Here is a 16,934-nt window from a genome sequence, read left to right as displayed (position 1 = left end):
GGAATCTGCTGTAGAGACTGACGCGAAAGGCACGTACAAGCAAGTAGGCCGCACTGACGAACGGTCACATTTCATCGGTGCCCTGCTGGCACTTGCGCCACCGTCTAGCGAGAGCATGCCAGCCGGCTGGCACTTGGCCTCATAGCCCGAAGAAATTAATGACCGACAACATTAGAACAAAGGGTTCTCAAACATGGATGACGCACACCCTACTGTTGGTTGTATATCCACTTTCAAGAGGCAGGCAGTTCAGGCGTCACGCAACGCCACTGCGATCGACCCGAAGCGCGACAGGGAAGCCAACGGGTATTCAGGAATAACAACAAGAAGGCGGTCCGCCATGTTCAGACAATCGAAAATTCGCCAAGCTGGGCTCATTCTCTTCGCCACGACTTTGCTGCTGATCCTGCCGAACCTTACACGTTTGTTCGGCTGACTGCCGCTGTGGCGCCAACAGGCAACGCACAGGTAACCTGCTGGCCTTGATGGTCGGAGATTACCCATGCGCCACTGCCTTGCACTGTTAGTGTTGCTCCTGAGCCTGCCGCTGTCGGCGGCGCAACTGCACCTTGAACTGGGCGCCACGACGCGCCAATGGAGCAGTGAAGAACTGCTCGACCACCCGCAGGCCCGGGACATCAGCATCGACCAGGACGTTTCCTACAAGCAGCCCATGCGTTATCGGGCTGTGCCGCTGGCCGCGCTGCTGGACGGCGTGAGCGCCAGCGACCACCTGCAGGCAGTTGCGCTGGACGGTTTTGCCGCCGAAATGCCCGCGGCGCCACTGTTGCAGCAGGGGCCGGCACAGGCCTGGCTGGCGGTGGAGGAACCTGACCGGCCATGGCCACCACTGGGCCAAGGCAAGCCGAGTGCGGGACCGTTCTACCTGGTGTGGACTGCACCGCAGGCCAGCGGTATCCGCCCGGAGCAGTGGCCGTTCCAGATTTCCACGATTCGCAAGCAGGCCTCCGTCGAAGCGCGTTTTCCGGCGCTGCTGCCCGACCCGAAGTTGCCGGCCGACAGCCCGGTGCGCCGGGGCTTTGCCTTGTTCCAGCAGAACTGCCTGGCGTGTCACCGGCTGAACGGCGCGGGAGATGCACAGGTGGGGCCGGACCTGAATGTGCCGCATAACCCGACCGAGTACTTTCGGCCGGAATATCTACGCCAGCTGATTCGTGACCCACAGAGCCTGCGGCAGTGGCCGCAGGCAAAGATGCCAGGGTTTGCAGAGAATGTGTTGAGTGAAACGGAGCTGGAAGACTTGCTGGCGTATTTGAGGCATATGGCTGGGCGCAGGCCTTGAGGGCCGTGTGTGCTTCTTCGCGGGCTTGCCCGCTCCCACAGGATCACCACAGGCTTGAAGGCCGTGGGATACCTGTGGGAGCGGGCAAGCCCGCGAAGAAGGCAACACAAAACTCTCAGGCTATGGGCCGCTCCTGCTTGACCCCCCACCCTTCCACCTCACCGCCATAAGGTGTCACCAGCTGCTCGAAGGCCTCTTCAAAGTCGCCAATCCCGCCATGGGTGGCATACATGACCTTGCTCAGTTCCAGATGCCATGCACCGTCGCCCAGTTCCTTGACCTGGGCATTCAGCGATTCACCGCGAAACTGCCCGGCCGCACGGCGGGCCCCTGCTTCGTCGGGGAATATGGCGTAGAACTCGATGGGGTGGATCTGGGTGAAGTCGAAACCGCCTGCCTTCATCTGGCGCAGGACGTTGCTGCTGATATCGTCGTTCTGGCTGCTCATGAAACGTCCTCCTGAATAATGCGATGGATAGACTTTCCGTGCACTACGCACCTGCCGGCAGCGGCCGGGCAGTTCGAGCTGATGCAAGACGCGAAGGGATGCGGTGCCGACCCGCAGAATAGGCCGGCACCTTCATGCAGCGTAGTGCCTGCCAGGGCACCACGCAAACGTGTGGTTCAGGGCGTTTCGTGGATGCTGGTGATGGTCACGCCACTCTGCTCCTTCAGCCAGCGTGCGGTGGGGGAAATGGTGCGGTCCTGGAAGTCGTTGAGGTCCAGCTCGTCCATCACCGGGAACAGGTGCGAACGGATGGCCCGCGCGGCGTCCTCTTCGCTGGGGCACTGGTCGCCGCGCAGCGTCAGGGTGGTGAGCACGCCTTTCTGGTCGGCAAAGATGACTTCCCACTCTTTCATTGAACGAACCCTCTCAGTCAACGAACACCAAGGTGTGTGATGCCTGAAACAAGTGACCTTGAGGTGGGGAGAATGTTCAGTCGGAGGGATTTGTGTTGGGCCTATTCGCGGGCACGCCCGCTCCCACAGGCCAACACAAGGTCCGAAACCTGTGCTGTACCTGTGGGAGCGGGCGTGCCCGCGAATGGGCCGTGAAACGGCCCCGACCTACTTCGGCGTGCCGTGCACTACACCGGCAGTGTTATCCAGCAAGCTCTTGGTCGCAGTCTGGATATACGCTTCCAGCTTCTTCAGCATTTCCGGCTGGTCCGGGCTTTCGATCAGCTCGGCCTTGAACTCGCTGCCCAGCTGGTAGCGGTACATGCGCGGGGTCATGTCCTTGGACTCGATCAGGATACGGTCGCCCTGTACCAGGCCGACGATCTGCTCGCTACCCGATGGCTTGATCATGCCCACGCCCTGGTCGCCCTCAGGCAGGTTGAGCAGGTCGCGGCCCCAGCACTGGTGACGGGCCTGGCCACCCAGGCGGCCCATGATGGTCGGCACGATGTCGACCTGGGTGCCCACGGTGTGGTTGACCGCACCGAACTTCTCCTGGATGCCTGGGGCAATCAGCAGCAGCGGCACGTTGAAGCGGCCCAGGTCCAGCTCGGTGACCTGCTGGTGGTTGCCAAAGCCATGGTCGCCAACGATGACGAACAGGGTTTCCTTGAAGTACGGCTCCTTGCGCGCCTTCTCGAAGAACTGCCCCAGCGCCCAGTCCGAATAGCGCATGGCAGTGAGGTGCTCGTCCAGGCGGCCCTGGCCGGTTACCGGCTCTACCGGCAGGTCTTTGGGCAGCGCGTAGGGGGTGTGGTTGGACAGGGTCTGCAGCAGCGCGTAGATCGGCTTCTTGCCATCGTGCTTGGCCAGCTCTTCGGCGCCGCGGTCGAACATGTCCTGATCGGACACGCCCCAGGTCGGGTCGGAGAACACCGGGTTGACGAAGTCGTTACGGCCAATGAAGGTGGTCATGCCCTGGTTGCCGAAGAACCCGGACTGGTTGTCCCAGGCAAAGTCGCCGTTGTAGACGTAAACGTCGTCATAATCGCGGGCGCTGAGCAAGGCTGGCAGGCCGGAGAGCTTGTGGCCGCCTTCCGGGGTCTGCATCAGGTACTCGAAGCCTGGCAGGTTGGGGAAGCAGGCCATGGTGGCGAACATGCCCTGGTGGGTATGGGTGCCGTTGGAGAAGAAGCGGTCGAACAGCAGGCCCTCTTTGGCCAGCTTGTCGAAGTACGGGGTGATGTTGTTGGGGCTGCCCAGCGCGCCCACCGAGTGGCCGGCGAAGCTTTCCATCAGGATCACCACCACGTTCTTGATCGGCAGGGTGCGCTCGGCCGGCGGCACGAAGTCGCGGCGGATGGCAGCCTCGTCGGCATCGACCAGGGTGTCGTGGGCGGTCAGCAGCTGCTCGCGCACGCTCTGCGTGGCCACGTCCTGCTCCAGCACCGGCTTCCAGATGTTGGCGCGGTCTTCGCCGAAGCGGCTCTTGGCAGCATCGATCAGGGTCAGGGTGCCGTTCAGGCCCAGCTGGTTGACGAAGTTGGAATCGGTGGTGAAGGCATCACCCCAGCGCATCGGCGGGCCCTGGCGCAGGGTGCCACGGGCGGCGACCACGGCCACCAGCAGGATCACCATGAACACCGCCAGGCGGTTGTACCACGGCGCTGCACGGCGCTGCAGGGTGACCTCGCCGGCACCGTTGCCACGGGTCATGCGGTCGATGCCCTTGAACAGCAGGCTCAGCAGCCAGGTGCCGAACAGCCAGGCCAGCAGGTAGCGCACCACCGGGAAGCCGTACCAGAGCATGCTCAGCACGGTCTTCGGGTCTTCCTTGATGTACTGGAACACCAAACCGTTGAGGCGCTGGTGGAACTCGCGATAGAAGTCCATTTCCATCAGGCCGAGGAACATCACCACGCTCGAGGTGATGGTCAGCCAGAAACGGAACAGGCCACGCCGGGCCATGGCCCAGGGGCTGAGGATGGCCAGCAGCAGCGGAATGCTGATGTACACCACTACCCGCAGGTCGAAGCGCAAGCCATTGAGAAAGCCTTCTGCGACGGTCGCGCTGGGGGTATCGCCGATCATGTCGCTGTTGTAGACCAGCAGCGCCAGGCGCACGAGGCTGAGCATCAGCATGATCACCAGGCCGCTGAGCAGCGTGTAGGCCAGGTGGGTTTTCAGGGTGGGCGAGAACGACGCTCGCGCGCCCCGTTGCTTCAAGGCGTCCGGGTTAGCCATGAATGGGAAAGTCCTAGGATTGCGGGTTTGCGGAGATGGCGCAGGTGTATACCAACGCAGCATTGTGCGGGTGCGGATTCTGTTTAAACCAATGTGAAAATTTTGTCACGGGGGTGTTGCCGCTTTTGTCTGTTACGGCCTCTTCGCGGGCGCGCCCGCTCCCACAGGAAGATCACTGCCCTCGGGGCCGGTGATATCCCTGTGGGAGCGGGCGTGCCCGCGAAGAGGCCAGCACAGCCATTCAGATCCGCACATTCCCCCGCGGCCCGGCGATCGCCCAGATCACCAGCCCCACCACCGGCAGCAAGGCGATGAGCAGGATCCACAACACCTTGATGCCCACTTCGCTGCCACTCTTGATCACATTCAGGATGGCCCAGATATCCAGGGCCAGGATGATCAGCCCGACCAGGCTGTTGAACGTCGACCCCATGCCAAAACTCCTGTCAAAGGCTTTGCTGCACAGCATAGTCAGCTATCAAGGCGATAGAAGGGAATCCTTGGCGATTGCCGCAGGTCCCTGAGTAGACTGCCGTTATTCACTGATTCGAGGTTCACATGCCCCCCGCCCACACTCAAAGCGCCGCCCCGACCTCGCTGCTGAACGCCTGGCGCCAGCAGGCCGTGAACACCCCGTGGCTCAGCGCCGGCCTGGGGTTGAGCCTGCTGGCGGTGTTGCTACTGCTGGCCGCCAGCCTGTGGAACGCAGTGAACGGCGACCACGCCGAAAACCTTCACCTGGCCGCACTGGGCGGGTTGTCCGGCTTTGGCGCCACGGCGCTGGGCGCAGTGCTGGCAGTGGTGCTGCGCGATGTCAGGGCCCGCACCCAGGATGTGATGCTGGGTTTTGCCGCCGGCATGATGCTGGCGGCCAGTTCGTTTTCGCTGATTCTGCCGGGCCTGGATGCCGCCCGCGAAATTACCGGCAACGGCCCGGCCGCGGCCTTTACCGTGGTGCTGGGCATGGGCCTGGGCGTGCTGCTGATGCTGGGCCTGGACCGCTTCACCCCGCATGAACACGAAAGCACCGGCCCTTGCGGCCCGGAGGCCGAGCGCATCAGCCGGGTGTGGTTGTTCGTGCTGGCGATTACCCTGCACAACCTGCCTGAGGGCATGGCCATTGGCGTGAGCTTTGCCAATGGCGACATGAACATCGGCCTGCCACTGACCAGCGCCATCGCCATCCAGGACATCCCCGAGGGGCTGGCCGTGGCGCTGGCATTGCGCGCTACCGGGTTGTCGAACCTGAAGGCTGCACTGGTGGCGATCGGGTCTGGGCTGATGGAGCCGCTGGGTGCGGTGATCGGCCTGGGGATTTCGACCGGCTTTGCCTTGGCCTACCCGGTCAGCATGGGGCTGGCGGCGGGGGCGATGATCTTCGTGGTGAGCCACGAGGTGATACCCGAAACCCACCGCAATGGGCACCAGACGGCGGCGACCCTGGGGTTGATGGGTGGGTTTGCGGTAATGATGTTCCTCGATACCGCATTGGGCTGATTATTCAGGTTGCCTGAACCGGCCTCTTCGCGGGCTTGCCCGCTCCCACAGGACTCCACTGCCCTCGGGCCCAGTGATTATCCTGTGGGAGCGGGCATGCCCGCGAAGAAGCAAACGCTGAAATCAGATGTGCACGGCGACCTTCAGGGCCTCCAGGGCCGGCTCGACCTTGATCCCCACCTCAGCCCCCAGCTCCAGCACCCGCGCCAGGTCGTTCTGCCCTACCATCACCATCTGCAGCTCGTCATCCAGCAACTGGCTGAAGTTGAGCAGCACATACCCGCCCGCCTCTTTGTTCAGCGCCCCCATCTGCACCTGAATGCGATTGAGCGCGGTCAGCGGCTCGGTGCGGGCCAGTTGTTTGGGCTTGAGGGTGAACGGCACGCTCTGGTCGAACGAATCGCTGATCTGCTGGAACAGGTCCTGGTAGCTGTCGGCCTGGAACACCACGGTGTCCGGCAGGCTGCCCAGCACCACCCATTCGCCCAGCGGAATGGGGAAGCTGTCGTCGTAGTTGATGTCGGGGTTGGCGGCCAGGAAGGCGGCGGGGTCGGCGTAGGCCTGGGCGGCCTCGTCGGCGATGCGCTCGATGTCTTCCTCGCGCATGCAGCCAGCGCCAATGAGGCTGATGAATTCGAGCAACTGAGTTTTCATGAAAGGGGGCCTGCGACGGGTGAAAAGTCGCCAAGGATAGCCGCAAATGCCCCCTTGCGGTTAGCCGGCCAGCACTTGCAGGCGCGCTGCGGCGTCAACGGCCCCCATGGTTTGCGCTGCCATCAGTGCGGTGGTACCACGGGCATCCTGACGGGCCGGGTCGGCACCCTGGGCCAGCAGGTACTCGAGGATTTCGCTGCGGTTGAACATGGCTGCCAGCATCAGTGCGGTGCGGCCATCCTGCGCGGCGGCGTCCACCGGTACGCCGTGCTCCAGCAACAGGCGAATCATGGCCAGGTCCCCCTTGAACGCAGCGCCGGCGATGGGCAGTTGGCCGTTATCGTTGGCAATCAGCGGGTCGGCGCCATGCGCCAGCAGCACACGCACTGCGTCGTGGTGGCCGTGGTAGCTGGCCAGCATCAGCAGGGTGTCGCCCTTGTGGTTGCGCAGGTTGGCCGGCAGGCCGCTGGCCAGCAGGCGCCCGAGCATCTCGGCATCGCCCTGGCGGGCACGTTCGAACACCTGCTCGGCAAAGGCGGCAGTCTCGTCGTCGGTCATGGTGGTGGGCGTGGGTTGGCTGGACATTTGGAACCTCCTGGCAGAAATCGTTGCCCAAGTCTTTGTCAGGCAAGGCTGCCGGGTCAAAGGTTCAGATTCTATCGGGGCGATAGCTGGCCACGGGTCGTGCAATATGCACTGTGCAAAATGCACGACCATGCAGGCTGCACGATAGCGCTTCGGCAAAAAACAAATAACTGACTGAAATTTAAGGATTTTTTCAGAAAAAGCTTCCTGGCACGGTCACTGCAACCATCAACTCACGTCTGCCACGCAACAGCCAGGAGTTGATATGGACCTCATCCAGGAAAAGTTCGTTTCGGTATTTTCTGCCTACCAGGTGAATACCCAGGCCCGCCCAGACGGCGGTGTGCTGCTGACCCTGCGCGCATCTGATGGCAAGGTCACCCGCCGCGTGCTGACCTACGCGCAATTGCACAGTGCCGAGCAGCTGTCCTGGGCGATCAGTGCGATTCGCCGCGATTTGGCCGAGCAGGCCAGTGAACTGCCGGTGATTTCGATGCTGCAGAGCCAGCAGCGGTTTGCCTTGCCGACTTATCGCTGAGTTTTGTATTGGTTGATCTGGCCTCTTCGCGGGCTCGCCCGCTCCCACAGGCATAGCGCTGTCCTCAGGCTCGGCGATATCCCCGTGGGAGCGGGCTAGCCCGCGAAGAGGCCGGTAAAGCCATTACAGTTCGTCGATGCCCAGAAACGCCCGCGCAGTCACATCCCCGGTAAATCTCGGCTGCATCCCTTCCTCGCTGCTGTACAACCGCAACACCAAGCAAAACGGTGTATCGCCCAGCTCGACCCAGCGCCGAGTCCCCGCCGGCAGCACCAGCTGGTCGCCCTTCTCGCACAGCACCGAATACACCCAATCCCCCGCACGCAGGCCAACCTGAGCCCGCCCGCTGACCACGGCAAACACCTCATCGGCGTCATGCACATGCTCATCGCGAACGTCCACCTGCGCAGGGGCCTCACCCTCACGGTTGAGTACCACGAAAGCCTTGCTGCCATGCGCCGTCATCAACTGGTCAAGGTGCTCGCGACAGGCCTCCAGTACCTCCTCCTGGGCGGTGCCAGGGCGCACACGCAGGCCATGCTCGGCATGGGCAAAGCGCACGCCCTGCTCGGCCAGGGTGGCAACGATATCGTCGTGGTGGGTCAACACCTTGTTCGGCAGTTCCGGGCTGGAGGGGTGGAAAACGCTGAGAATGCTCATCAGGGGCGGGTCCTGGTCGGTTGCGAACAAAGGGCAATGATAACGGCTGCAGCCAAGGCTGCGGCACTGGCCATACCAAAGGTGAAGGTGGGCCCCAGCAGTTTCCAGCTGTAACCCGAGTACAACGCCCCCAGCGCACCGCCAGTGCCCGACAGCGCCGCATACAGCGCCTGACCCTGGCCCTGCTGGCGGGCGCCGAAGCTGGCCTGGACGAAAGCGATGCTGGCGGCATGGAAGCAGCCGAAGGTGGCCGCGTGCAACACCTGGGCAAACACCAGCACCGCCGGCTCGCCGGCCAGGTTGCCCAGCAACAGCCAGCGCAGCGCCGCCAGCACGAAGCTGGCCAGCAGCACCCGCTGCACCGAAAAGCGCGCGAAGATACGGCTCATGGCCATGAACACCAGTACTTCGGCCACCACCCCCAGTGCCCACAGCAGACCGATGGCACCCCGGGCATAGCCCAAGTGCTCCAGGTGCAGGGTGAGGAAGGTGTAGTACGGCCCGTGGCTGAGTTGCATCAGTGCCACGCAGGCGTAGAACGCGACCACCCCCGGCGCCCGCAGTTGCTGCAGGAAGCCGCCCGCGCCACTGCGCTCGCCCTGCTCCACCGGCTGGGCATTGGGCACCCACAGGCTGGCGGCGACGATGCCGGCCATGATCGTGACCAGCGCCACCGGGTAGATGTCCAGGCTCAGCCACTCGAACAGCCGGCCCAGGCCGACCACGGTGAGTATGAAGCCGATCGAGCCCCACAGGCGCACCTGGCTGTAGCGCGCGGTTTGCCCGTGCAGGTGGGCCAGGGTGATGACCTCGAACTGCGGCAGCACCGCATGCCAGAAGAATGCGTGCAGGGCCATGACCAGCGCCAGCCAGGCGTAGCTTTTGCCAAGGAAGATCAGGGCGAAGGTGGCCAGGGTAGATAGCGCGCCCAGGCGCACGATCAGCAAGCGCTGGCCAGTGCGGTCACCCAGCCAGCCCCACAGGTTGGGGGCGATGCAGCGCATGAGCATGGGGATGGCCACCAGCTCGCCGATGCGTGCCGGAGAGAAGCCCAGGTGGTCGAAGTACAGCGCCAGGAACGGGGCGGTGGAGCCGAGCAGGGCGAAGTAGAACAGGTAGAAGCTGGACAGGCGCCAGTAGGGGATTGGTTGCATGGGGTGGCCTATGGGGTTGCCGGTACTGGCCCTATCGCCGGCAAGCCAGCTCCCACAGGTACCCCACAATGTTCAGGCTTGTGGTAATCCTGTGGGAGCTGGCTTGCCGGCGATAGGGCCAGTGCAAGCGAATCAGAGCTGGCCCAGCACCGGGGTATTCACCTTCACATCGGCATTCTGCGCGCGGTGGCGCAGCAGGTGGTCCATCAGCACGATGGCCATCATCGCCTCGGCGATCGGCGTGGCGCGGATGCCCACGCACGGGTCGTGGCGGCCTTTGGTGATGACGTCCACCGGGTTGCCGTCGATGTCGATGGAGCGGCCTGGGGTGGTGATGCTGGAGGTCGGCTTCAGCGCCAGGTGGGCAACGATCGGCTGGCCCGAGGAAATACCGCCGAGGATGCCGCCAGCGTTGTTGCTGAGGAAGCCTTCCGGGGTCAGTTCGTCACGGTGCTCGGTGCCGCGCTGGGCCACGCTGGCGAAGCCGGCGCCGATTTCCACGCCCTTTACCGCGTTGATGCTCATCAGCGCGTGGGCCAGTTCGGCATCGAGGCGGTCGAAGATAGGCTCGCCCAGGCCCGGCATCACGCCTTCGGCGACCACGGTAATCTTGGCACCCACCGAGTCCTGGTCACGGCGCAGCTGGTCCATGTAGGCCTCCAGCTCCGGCACTTTGCTCGGGTCAGGGCTGAAGAAAGCGTTCTGCTCCACCGACTCCCAGGTCTTGAACGGGATTTCGATCGGGCCCAGCTGGCTCATGTAGCCGCGCACGGTGATGCCTTGGGTGGCCAGGTATTTCTTGGCGATGGCACCGGCGGCCACACGCATGGCGGTTTCGCGCGCCGAGCTGCGGCCACCGCCGCGGTAGTCGCGAACGCCGTACTTGTGGTGGTAGGTGTAGTCGGCGTGGGCCGGGCGGAACAGGTCCTTGATCGCCGAGTAGTCCTTGGACTTCTGGTCGGTGTTGCGGATCAGCAGGCCGATCGAGCAACCGGTGGTGCGGCCTTCGAATACGCCGGAGAGGATTTCCACCTCGTCGGCCTCCTGGCGCTGGGTGGTGTGCCGGCTGGTGCCGGGCTTGCGCCGGTCAAGGTCGCGCTGCAGGTCGTCGAGAGAAATCTCCAGGCCCGGTGGGCATCCATCGACAATGGCGACCAACGCCGGGCCATGGCTCTCGCCAGCGGTGGTGACAGTGAACAGCTTGCCGTAGGTATTGCCGGACATGGACGCTCCGCGAGATCTGCCTGAAGTGAACGAAAGCGGCAGTATACAGATGGATTGATCGCCTGTGCTGGCCTCTTCGCGGGCTCGCCCGCTCCCACAGGTACCCCACACGACTCAGGCCTGTGGTAAACCTGTGGGAGCGGGCGAGCCCGCGAAGAGGCCGAACCTGCCAGGCAAGGCCCAAGAACCTTCCCGCAAACACTGGGTCAAACCCTCATCTCCCCATGTAGTACCGAATGATGTCGCGCCTCGTCGCCCTCTTCTTCCTGCTGTGCACCGGCCTGGCCCAGGCCGCCACCCCCACCGTGCTGCAACGCCCGATCGACCTCGACACCGGCCAGGGCGTGCTGCACGGCAGCCTGCTGCTGCCGCAGCAGCCAACCCCGCCACCGGTGGTGCTGATCATCGCCGGCTCCGGCCCCACCGACCGTGACGGCAACAACCCGGCGTCAGGCCGGGTCGACAACCTCAAGCGCCTGGCTCTGCTGCTGGCCAACGAACACATCGCCAGCGTGCGCTACGACAAGCGCGGGGTGGCCGCCAGCCAACCGGCCACGCCCGACGAACGTGACCTGAGCGTGGAGCGCTATGTAGCAGACGTGGTCGCCTGGAGCCGCAAGCTCAAGGCCGACCCGCGCTTCGGCCCGTTGATCCTGATCGGCCACAGCGAAGGCGCGCTGATCGCCAGCCTGGCCGCCGAGAAGGCCGGCGCCAGCGCAGTGATTACCCTGGCTGGCAGCGGCCGACCGCTGGCCGACGTGCTGCGCGAACAGCTGGCACAGCGCCTGCCACCGGCACAACTGGCCGGCGGTAGCGCCCTGCTCGACCGCCTGCAGGCCGGGCAGACCAGCCTGGAGGTACCAGCGCCGCTGCGTCAGGTGTTCCGCCCTAGCGTGCAGCCCTACCTGATTTCGCTGTTCCAGCAAAACCCGGCGGCGGCCTTCGCCCGCCTGCCCATGCCCGCGCTGATCGTGCAGGGGCGCAACGACGTGCAGGTGGGCGTGATCGACGCCGAACGACTGAAGGCGGCCAAGCCGGATGCCCAACTGGTGCTGATCGATGGCATGAACCACATGCTGCGCATCAGCCCCAAGGCAATGAGCCAACAGCGCGACAGCTACCTCAACCCAGAACTGCCGCTGGCAAGGGAGCTTGGCGAGCAGATTGTGACGTTTATCCAGCATTTGCCTTCTGCCTGACCCTCAGGTCTTGGCCGGTACGGCCGATATTTCAGTATTAGCGGAACTTTGGGGCCGCTGGCGCGCCCCATCGCCGGCAAGCCAGCTCCCACAGGAACACAATAGGCCTGAATGCCCTGCGGTCCCTGTGGGAGCTGGCTTGCCGGCGATGGGCTGCGCAGCAGCCCCTGCCGCATGCCCGTACCCAAGGACAAGCCCTGATGACAACCGCCCCCGCCGCCGTAGAGCCAGCCGAAGAGCCCGAGGAAAGCCCTGCCCTGCCCTGGGCCGAGCTGGCCGCCGAACACTTCCAGCTGTTGCGCCTGGCCGCCCTGCCCACCGACCGCAACACCGGCGCGCGGCCCCTGCGCTTCGTGCAGTTCGGCTATGCCGAACGCCACGACAAGGCCCACAGCCTGCTGCGCATGGAAATCCAGCTGCCCGGGCAAAAGGTGCACAAGGAACAGAACCGCCTGGACATTCGCGTCGACCACTCCGCGCGCCTGGTGCGCATTGGCAATGAACATGGCCTGCAACTGGAGCCGCTGAACCGTGGCATCGGCCGCTTCCTGCTGGCCCAGGCCGCGCAGTGGCTGCAGCGCAAGTGGTCGCACTACCGGATCGAGGGCATGGCGCTGCCGAGCAAGGATGCGCTGAACGAAGACTCACGCCTGCGTCGTGACCACTGCCTGCGCGGGATGGGTATCGAGGTGGAGTACGAGGACAGCCAGCATCTGAAGGGCCGTTCCGTGGAAATGACGGTGGGCGAGCTCAAGGGGGCGTGGAACAGCGAGCGCTTGCAGCGAGTGGGGATACTGGATGCTGCCGGCCTGCTGCAGCAGGCTGACCAGCAGTTGCAGGAGAAGGAAGGGCAACTGCGTGAGCGGGATGAACGGGTTGCCAAGTACCAGCGTGAAGACAGCGGGTTGCGCTTTACCATTACCTGCCTGGTGGCGTTTGCGGTGTTCCAGGCGGGGTTGCTGATCTGGATTGCCACGCGCTGACACCGCGTCGCCTGCTTCGCGGGCTTGCCCACTCCCACAGGAATTGCGCAAAGCCTGAGGACAGCGCTGTACCTGTGGGAGCGGGCAAGCCCGCGAATGGGCCCTGAAGTCAGACCCGGGCCTTGAACAGTTCCTGATGCTGGCGGCACTGCTCGGCGGTCAGCATGAACACCCCGTGCCCACCGCGCTCGAACTCCAGCCAGGCAAAGTCCACCTCGGGGTATAGCGCCTCGACATGCACCTGGCTGTTGCCCACCTCGACAATCAGCAAGCCCTTGTCGGTCAGGTGGTCCGCCGCCTCGGCCAGCATGCGCCGCACCAGGTCCAGGCCATCGTTGCCGCAGGCCAGGCCCAACTCGGGCTCGTGGTGGTACTCGGCCGGCATGTCGTCGAAGTCTTCGGCATCGACATACGGCGGGTTGGACAGGATCAGATCGAAACGCTGCCCTGGCAAACCGCCAAAACCGTCGCCCTGCACGGTGTACACGCGCCCGTCCAGGCCGTGGCGTTCGATGTTCTGGTTGGCCACTTCGAGCGCTTCGAACGACAGGTCGGCCAGCACTACCTCGGCCTCGGGGAACACGTCGGCGGCAACGATGCCGATGCAGCCAGAACCGGTGCACAGGTCAAGAATGCGCGCCGGCGCGCTCGCCAGCCACGGCTCGAAGCGTTTCTCGATCAGCTCGCCAATCGGCGAACGCGGCACCAGCACGCGCTCGTCGACGATGAACGACATGCCGCAGAACCAGGCTTCGCCCAAAAGGTAGGCGGCCGGCACGCGTTCTTCGATACGGCGCTTGAGCAGGTGCTGCAGGCGTACCCGCTCGTCGTCCTCGAGCATGCAGTCCAGATAGCTGTCGGCCACCTCCCACGGCAGGTGCACCGCCCCCAGTACCAGCAGGCGGGCCTCGTCCCAGGCATTGTCGGCACCATGGCCGAAGAACAGGTCGTGCTCGTGGAAGCGGCTGACCGCCCAGCGGATGTAGTCGCGCAGCGTGCGCAGGCGGGATGTGATCACGGGGTACTCCTAATTCAGACCGGACAAAAGTCTAACAGCCCCACCCGCACATTTGTTCCTTTGCCTTACCCAATGGCTAGCCACAAGCCAGTAACCATGCCGCTTGCGTTGTCAACCATTCCCATTGGCGCCAAGGCAGGGGAGAATAGGTATACAAAAGCCCTATCCAAGGAGCCCTTGATGTCCGTTCCAACCACGATGTTTCGCCTCACTGGCCGCGACTACCCGCCGGCCAAGCTGAGCCACGCCAGCCTGATCATCATCGATGCGCAAAAGGAGTACCTCAGCGGGCCCCTGGCGCTGTCGGGCATGGACGAGGCCGTGGCCAACATCGCCAGGTTGCTCGACGCCGCGCGCAAGAGCGGCCGTCCGATCATCCACGTTCGCCACCTGGGCACTGTCGGTGGCCGCTTCGACCCGCAAGGGCCGGCCGGCCAGTTCATTCCGGGGCTGGAGCCGCAGGAAGGCGAAATCGTCATCGAAAAACGCATGCCCAACGCATTCAAGAACACCCAGCTGCATGAGACCCTGCAGGCGCTGGGCCACCTGGACCTGATCGTCTGCGGTTTCATGAGCCACTCCAGCGTCAGCACCACGGTACGCCGCGCCAAGGACTATGGTTACCGCTGCACCCTGGTGGAAGACGCTTCGGCGACCCGCGACCTGGCATTCAAGGATAGGGTGATCCCGGCCGCGCAGATCCACCAGTGCGAAATGGCCGTGATGGCCGACAACTTCGCTTGCGTGGCCCCCACCGCCAGCCTGATCTGAGCGGCTGAGTACAACCGCCCGGCAGCCGGGCGGAACCCGATGGGCGGCCCCAGGTCGAATTCCGGATATCCACAGAGGAGAGCGGAATGAAGCTCAAAGGCAGTTTCGACGCCAAGCGCCTGCGCCCGCGCGAACCGCGTAACTGGGGTGCCCGCCTGGCGGCCGGCCTGTCGGCCATGCTGGCGACCCTTGGCGTGCTGTTGGCGATGGCCGGCGTTGCCGGCCTGCTGGGCAACTACCCTGCCCTGGCGGAGCTCAATGCCAACAAACCACTGGCCGGCATCCTCACCGTGGCCGGTTTGCTGCTGCTGTGGCTGGGCGTGCGCTTCTGGCGGCGCAGCCGCATTCGCCTGCGCCGCGGGCGGGAACTGAACCTGTCGCCGCACCTGATGAAGAAGCATGACTGATGGGGTTGTATTGCCTGAATCGGCCTTTTCGCGGGCACGCCCGCTCCCACAGGTACCCCGCTGCCTTCAGCCCCTGTGATATCCCTGTGGGAGCGGGCGTGCCCGCGAAAGGGCCGGCACAGGCTGCACAAGGCCCCACAGTCGCGTAAACTACGCCGCCCACGTGGAGGCATCATGCAAGACGACGATTTTTCCCTGTTCAAGGCCGAAGTGCGCGGTGTCAAACCGATCAGGCACGACCGCGCCGAAGTCGGCAAGCCCAAGGCCGACCGCCAGAAGCTGGCCGGCCTGCGTCAGGCGGCGACCGTGCGCAGTGACAAGGCGCTGGTGATCGACGGCATGTCCGACCAGTTCGTCATCGACGTTGGCGCCGAAGACGAGTTGCTGTGGCGCCGCGATGGCGTGCAGGAAGGCCAGCTGCGCAAGCTGAAGCTGGGGCAGATCCCGTTCGAGGGCAGCCTCGACCTGCATGGCATGACCGTGGAAAAGGCCCGCGAAACCCTGTGGGATTTCATCGCCGAGGCCACCAGACTGGAAGTGCGCTGCGTGCGGGTTACCCACGGCAAGGCCGCGCGCCTGGACGGCAAGCGCCCGATGATCAAGAGCCACGTCAACACCTGGCTGCGCCAGCACCCGCAGGTGCTCGGTTTTGCCTCGTGCAGCGCCCGCCACGGCGGCACCGGCGCGGTGTATGTGATGCTCAAGCGAACCATGCTCGAAGGCCGCGACGAGTAACGCCGCGCTTGCAGCGCCGCCCTCACCGCCGTACCCTTCGTTTTTGCGATTTTTTCCCACAGGTAGATCCATGTCCCTGGAACAGAACTACACCGAGATCCTCAGCCAGATTGGCGAGGACGTCTCCCGTGAGGGCCTGCTCGACACGCCCAAGCGGGCTGCAAAGGCGATGAAGTACCTTTGCCGCGGTTATGAGCAAACACTGGAAGAAGTCACCAACAACGCGCTGTTCAGCTCTGACAACAGCGAAATGGTGCTGGTCCGGGACATCGAGCTGTATTCGATGTGCGAACACCACATGCTGCCGTTCATCGGCAAGGCGCACGTGGCCTACCTGCCCAAGGGCAAGGTACTGGGCCTGTCGAAGGTGGCGCGCATCGTCGACATGTACGCTCGCCGCCTGCAGATCCAGGAAAACCTCAGCCGCCAGGTTGCCGAGGCCGTGCAGCAGGTAACCGGTGCCGCCGGCGTTGCCGTGGTCATCGAAGCCAAGCACATGTGCATGATGATGCGCGGTGTCGAGAAGCAGAACTCGACCATGATCACCTCGGTGATGCTGGGTGAGTTCCGCGAAAACGCCGCCACCCGCAGCGAGTTCCTCAGCCTGATCAAGTGATTGGCTGCTGACCCCGAGCCGACCCTGCCGGGTCGGCTTTTTCATTTCAGGAGTTGCCCATGATCGTCAAAGCCCTGCGGGTTGGCCTCGGCCAGCTCATCGTGTTCGGCGACTGGATCAGCCGCCCGGCCAAGCGCAAACGCGACGCCACCGCCCAGGCTCGCGTCGAGCAAGCGGCCAAGGGCCTGGCGCTGTACCAGTTCCACGCCTGCCCGTTCTGCGTCAAGACACGCCGCACCCTGCACCGTTTGAACGTGCCGGTGGCGCTGCGCGATGCCAAGAACGACCCAGTACACCGCCAGGCCCTGCAGGAAGGTGGCGGCCGGGTGAAAGTGCCGTGCCTGCGTATTGAAGAAGCGGGCAAGGTGACCTGGATGTATGAGTCCAAGGCGATCATTGCCTACCTGGATGAGCGGTTCGCTTCGGCCTGACCGTTTGCCGGCGGC

20 protein-coding genes are annotated in these 16,934 nt (G+C 64.1%); 10 read left to right on the top strand and 10 right to left on the bottom strand.

The features are described from left to right. Positions 1 to 502: 502 nt before the first annotated feature. Positions 503 to 1,303 (top strand): c-type cytochrome, encoded by an 801-nt coding sequence (locus tag AC2T3R_RS06960; RefSeq protein ID WP_410951958.1) that lies wholly within the window; start codon positions 503 to 505, stop codon positions 1,301 to 1,303. A gap of 115 nt (positions 1,304 to 1,418) precedes the next feature. Here the strand turns inward: AC2T3R_RS06960 and AC2T3R_RS06955 are convergent, their stop codons facing one another. From AC2T3R_RS06955 to AC2T3R_RS06940, 4 genes are all read right to left on the bottom strand, one after another. After that, a complete protein-coding gene (locus AC2T3R_RS06955) occupies positions 1,419 to 1,751 on the bottom strand; it encodes a ribonuclease E inhibitor RraB (RefSeq protein ID WP_003260395.1) in 333 nt (110 codons plus the stop codon). A 176-nt stretch (positions 1,752 to 1,927) separates the two neighbouring features. Next, positions 1,928 to 2,164 (bottom strand): hypothetical protein, encoded by a 237-nt coding sequence (locus AC2T3R_RS06950; RefSeq protein ID WP_015269359.1) that lies wholly within the window; start codon positions 2,162 to 2,164, stop codon positions 1,928 to 1,930. Between the two features lie 207 nt (positions 2,165 to 2,371). Then, positions 2,372 to 4,447: an LTA synthase family protein gene (locus tag AC2T3R_RS06945; protein ID WP_410951959.1), complete on the bottom strand. Its 2,076-nt coding sequence runs from the start codon at positions 4,445 to 4,447 to the stop codon at positions 2,372 to 2,374. Positions 4,448 to 4,688: 241 nt separating this feature from the next. Continuing rightward, a complete protein-coding gene (locus AC2T3R_RS06940) occupies positions 4,689 to 4,880 on the bottom strand; it encodes a PLDc N-terminal domain-containing protein (RefSeq protein WP_012271091.1) in 192 nt (63 codons plus the stop codon). A 125-nt stretch (positions 4,881 to 5,005) separates the two neighbouring features. Between AC2T3R_RS06940 and AC2T3R_RS06935 the strand changes: the two genes are divergently transcribed. Beyond that, a complete protein-coding gene (locus AC2T3R_RS06935) occupies positions 5,006 to 5,944 on the top strand; it encodes a ZIP family metal transporter (RefSeq protein ID WP_013971514.1) in 939 nt (312 codons plus the stop codon). A 123-nt stretch (positions 5,945 to 6,067) separates the two neighbouring features. Here the strand turns inward: AC2T3R_RS06935 and AC2T3R_RS06930 are convergent, their stop codons facing one another. Next, the gene (locus AC2T3R_RS06930; protein WP_015269356.1) at positions 6,068 to 6,598 is read right to left on the bottom strand and encodes a hypothetical protein; all 531 of its coding nucleotides are present in this window, start codon (positions 6,596 to 6,598) and stop codon (positions 6,068 to 6,070) included. Between the two features lie 60 nt (positions 6,599 to 6,658). Beyond that, positions 6,659 to 7,183 carry an ankyrin repeat domain-containing protein gene (locus AC2T3R_RS06925; RefSeq protein WP_039614927.1) on the bottom strand — a complete coding sequence of 175 codons (525 nt, stop codon included), beginning with the start codon at positions 7,181 to 7,183 and terminating at the stop codon, positions 6,659 to 6,661. Positions 7,184 to 7,448: 265 nt separating this feature from the next. On the opposite strand from AC2T3R_RS06925, the gene AC2T3R_RS06920 reads away from it, so the two are divergent. Beyond that, on the top strand, positions 7,449 to 7,721 hold the full coding sequence (locus tag AC2T3R_RS06920; protein WP_410951960.1) for a DUF3509 domain-containing protein: 273 nt from the start codon (positions 7,449 to 7,451) through the stop codon (positions 7,719 to 7,721). A 123-nt stretch (positions 7,722 to 7,844) separates the two neighbouring features. Here the strand turns inward: AC2T3R_RS06920 and AC2T3R_RS06915 are convergent, their stop codons facing one another. The 3 genes from AC2T3R_RS06915 to aroC form a co-directional block, all read right to left on the bottom strand. Then, entirely contained in the window at positions 7,845 to 8,381 is a 537-nt protein-coding gene (locus AC2T3R_RS06915) for an oxidase (protein WP_486744827.1), read from the bottom strand. Then, positions 8,381 to 9,535 carry an MFS transporter gene (locus tag AC2T3R_RS06910; protein WP_015269353.1) on the bottom strand — a complete coding sequence of 385 codons (1,155 nt, stop codon included), beginning with the start codon at positions 9,533 to 9,535 and terminating at the stop codon, positions 8,381 to 8,383. Before AC2T3R_RS06910 ends, AC2T3R_RS06915 begins: the two co-directional genes overlap by 1 nt. A gap of 132 nt (positions 9,536 to 9,667) precedes the next feature. Next, positions 9,668 to 10,759: a chorismate synthase gene (gene aroC / locus AC2T3R_RS06905; protein WP_486744826.1), complete on the bottom strand. Its 1,092-nt coding sequence runs from the start codon at positions 10,757 to 10,759 to the stop codon at positions 9,668 to 9,670. 236 nt (positions 10,760 to 10,995) lie between these two features. Between aroC and AC2T3R_RS06900 the strand changes: the two genes are divergently transcribed. Both AC2T3R_RS06900 and AC2T3R_RS06895 read left to right on the top strand, forming a co-directional pair. Beyond that, on the top strand, positions 10,996 to 11,958 hold the full coding sequence (locus AC2T3R_RS06900) for an alpha/beta hydrolase (RefSeq protein ID WP_486744825.1): 963 nt from the start codon (positions 10,996 to 10,998) through the stop codon (positions 11,956 to 11,958). A gap of 200 nt (positions 11,959 to 12,158) precedes the next feature. Next, complete coding sequence (locus AC2T3R_RS06895) at positions 12,159 to 12,941, top strand: hypothetical protein (protein WP_486744824.1); 783 nt, start codon at positions 12,159 to 12,161, stop codon at positions 12,939 to 12,941. 109 nt (positions 12,942 to 13,050) lie between these two features. On the opposite strand, the gene prmB is transcribed toward AC2T3R_RS06895, so the two are convergent. Beyond that, positions 13,051 to 13,959, bottom strand: coding sequence for a 50S ribosomal protein L3 N(5)-glutamine methyltransferase (gene prmB, locus AC2T3R_RS06890; RefSeq protein ID WP_397462446.1), 909 nt, complete (start codon positions 13,957 to 13,959; stop codon positions 13,051 to 13,053). Positions 13,960 to 14,139: 180 nt separating this feature from the next. Here prmB and AC2T3R_RS06885 point away from each other — a divergent pair, with 180 nt between their 5' ends. The 5 genes from AC2T3R_RS06885 (at position 14,140) to AC2T3R_RS06865 (ending at position 16,919) form a co-directional block, all read left to right on the top strand. Continuing rightward, on the top strand, positions 14,140 to 14,730 hold the full coding sequence (locus tag AC2T3R_RS06885) for a cysteine hydrolase family protein (RefSeq protein ID WP_486744823.1): 591 nt from the start codon (positions 14,140 to 14,142) through the stop codon (positions 14,728 to 14,730). An 86-nt stretch (positions 14,731 to 14,816) separates the two neighbouring features. After that, the gene (locus AC2T3R_RS06880) at positions 14,817 to 15,137 is read left to right on the top strand and encodes a hypothetical protein (protein ID WP_024086500.1); all 321 of its coding nucleotides are present in this window, start codon (positions 14,817 to 14,819) and stop codon (positions 15,135 to 15,137) included. 174 nt (positions 15,138 to 15,311) lie between these two features. Next, on the top strand, positions 15,312 to 15,872 hold the full coding sequence (locus AC2T3R_RS06875; protein ID WP_013971503.1) for a Smr/MutS family protein: 561 nt from the start codon (positions 15,312 to 15,314) through the stop codon (positions 15,870 to 15,872). Positions 15,873 to 15,942: 70 nt separating this feature from the next. Continuing rightward, positions 15,943 to 16,488: a GTP cyclohydrolase I FolE gene (gene folE, locus AC2T3R_RS06870; RefSeq protein ID WP_013971502.1), complete on the top strand. Its 546-nt coding sequence runs from the start codon at positions 15,943 to 15,945 to the stop codon at positions 16,486 to 16,488. A gap of 59 nt (positions 16,489 to 16,547) precedes the next feature. Beyond that, on the top strand, positions 16,548 to 16,919 hold the full coding sequence (locus AC2T3R_RS06865) for a glutaredoxin family protein (protein ID WP_013971501.1): 372 nt from the start codon (positions 16,548 to 16,550) through the stop codon (positions 16,917 to 16,919). The last annotated feature ends 15 nt before the right edge of the window (positions 16,920 to 16,934 follow it).

The sequence above is a fragment of the Pseudomonas sp. PVC-5-1 genome (assembly GCF_057444345.1).
The sequence above is the reverse complement of the archived record's forward strand: the minus strand, read 5'-3'. Positions and strand labels throughout refer to the sequence as shown.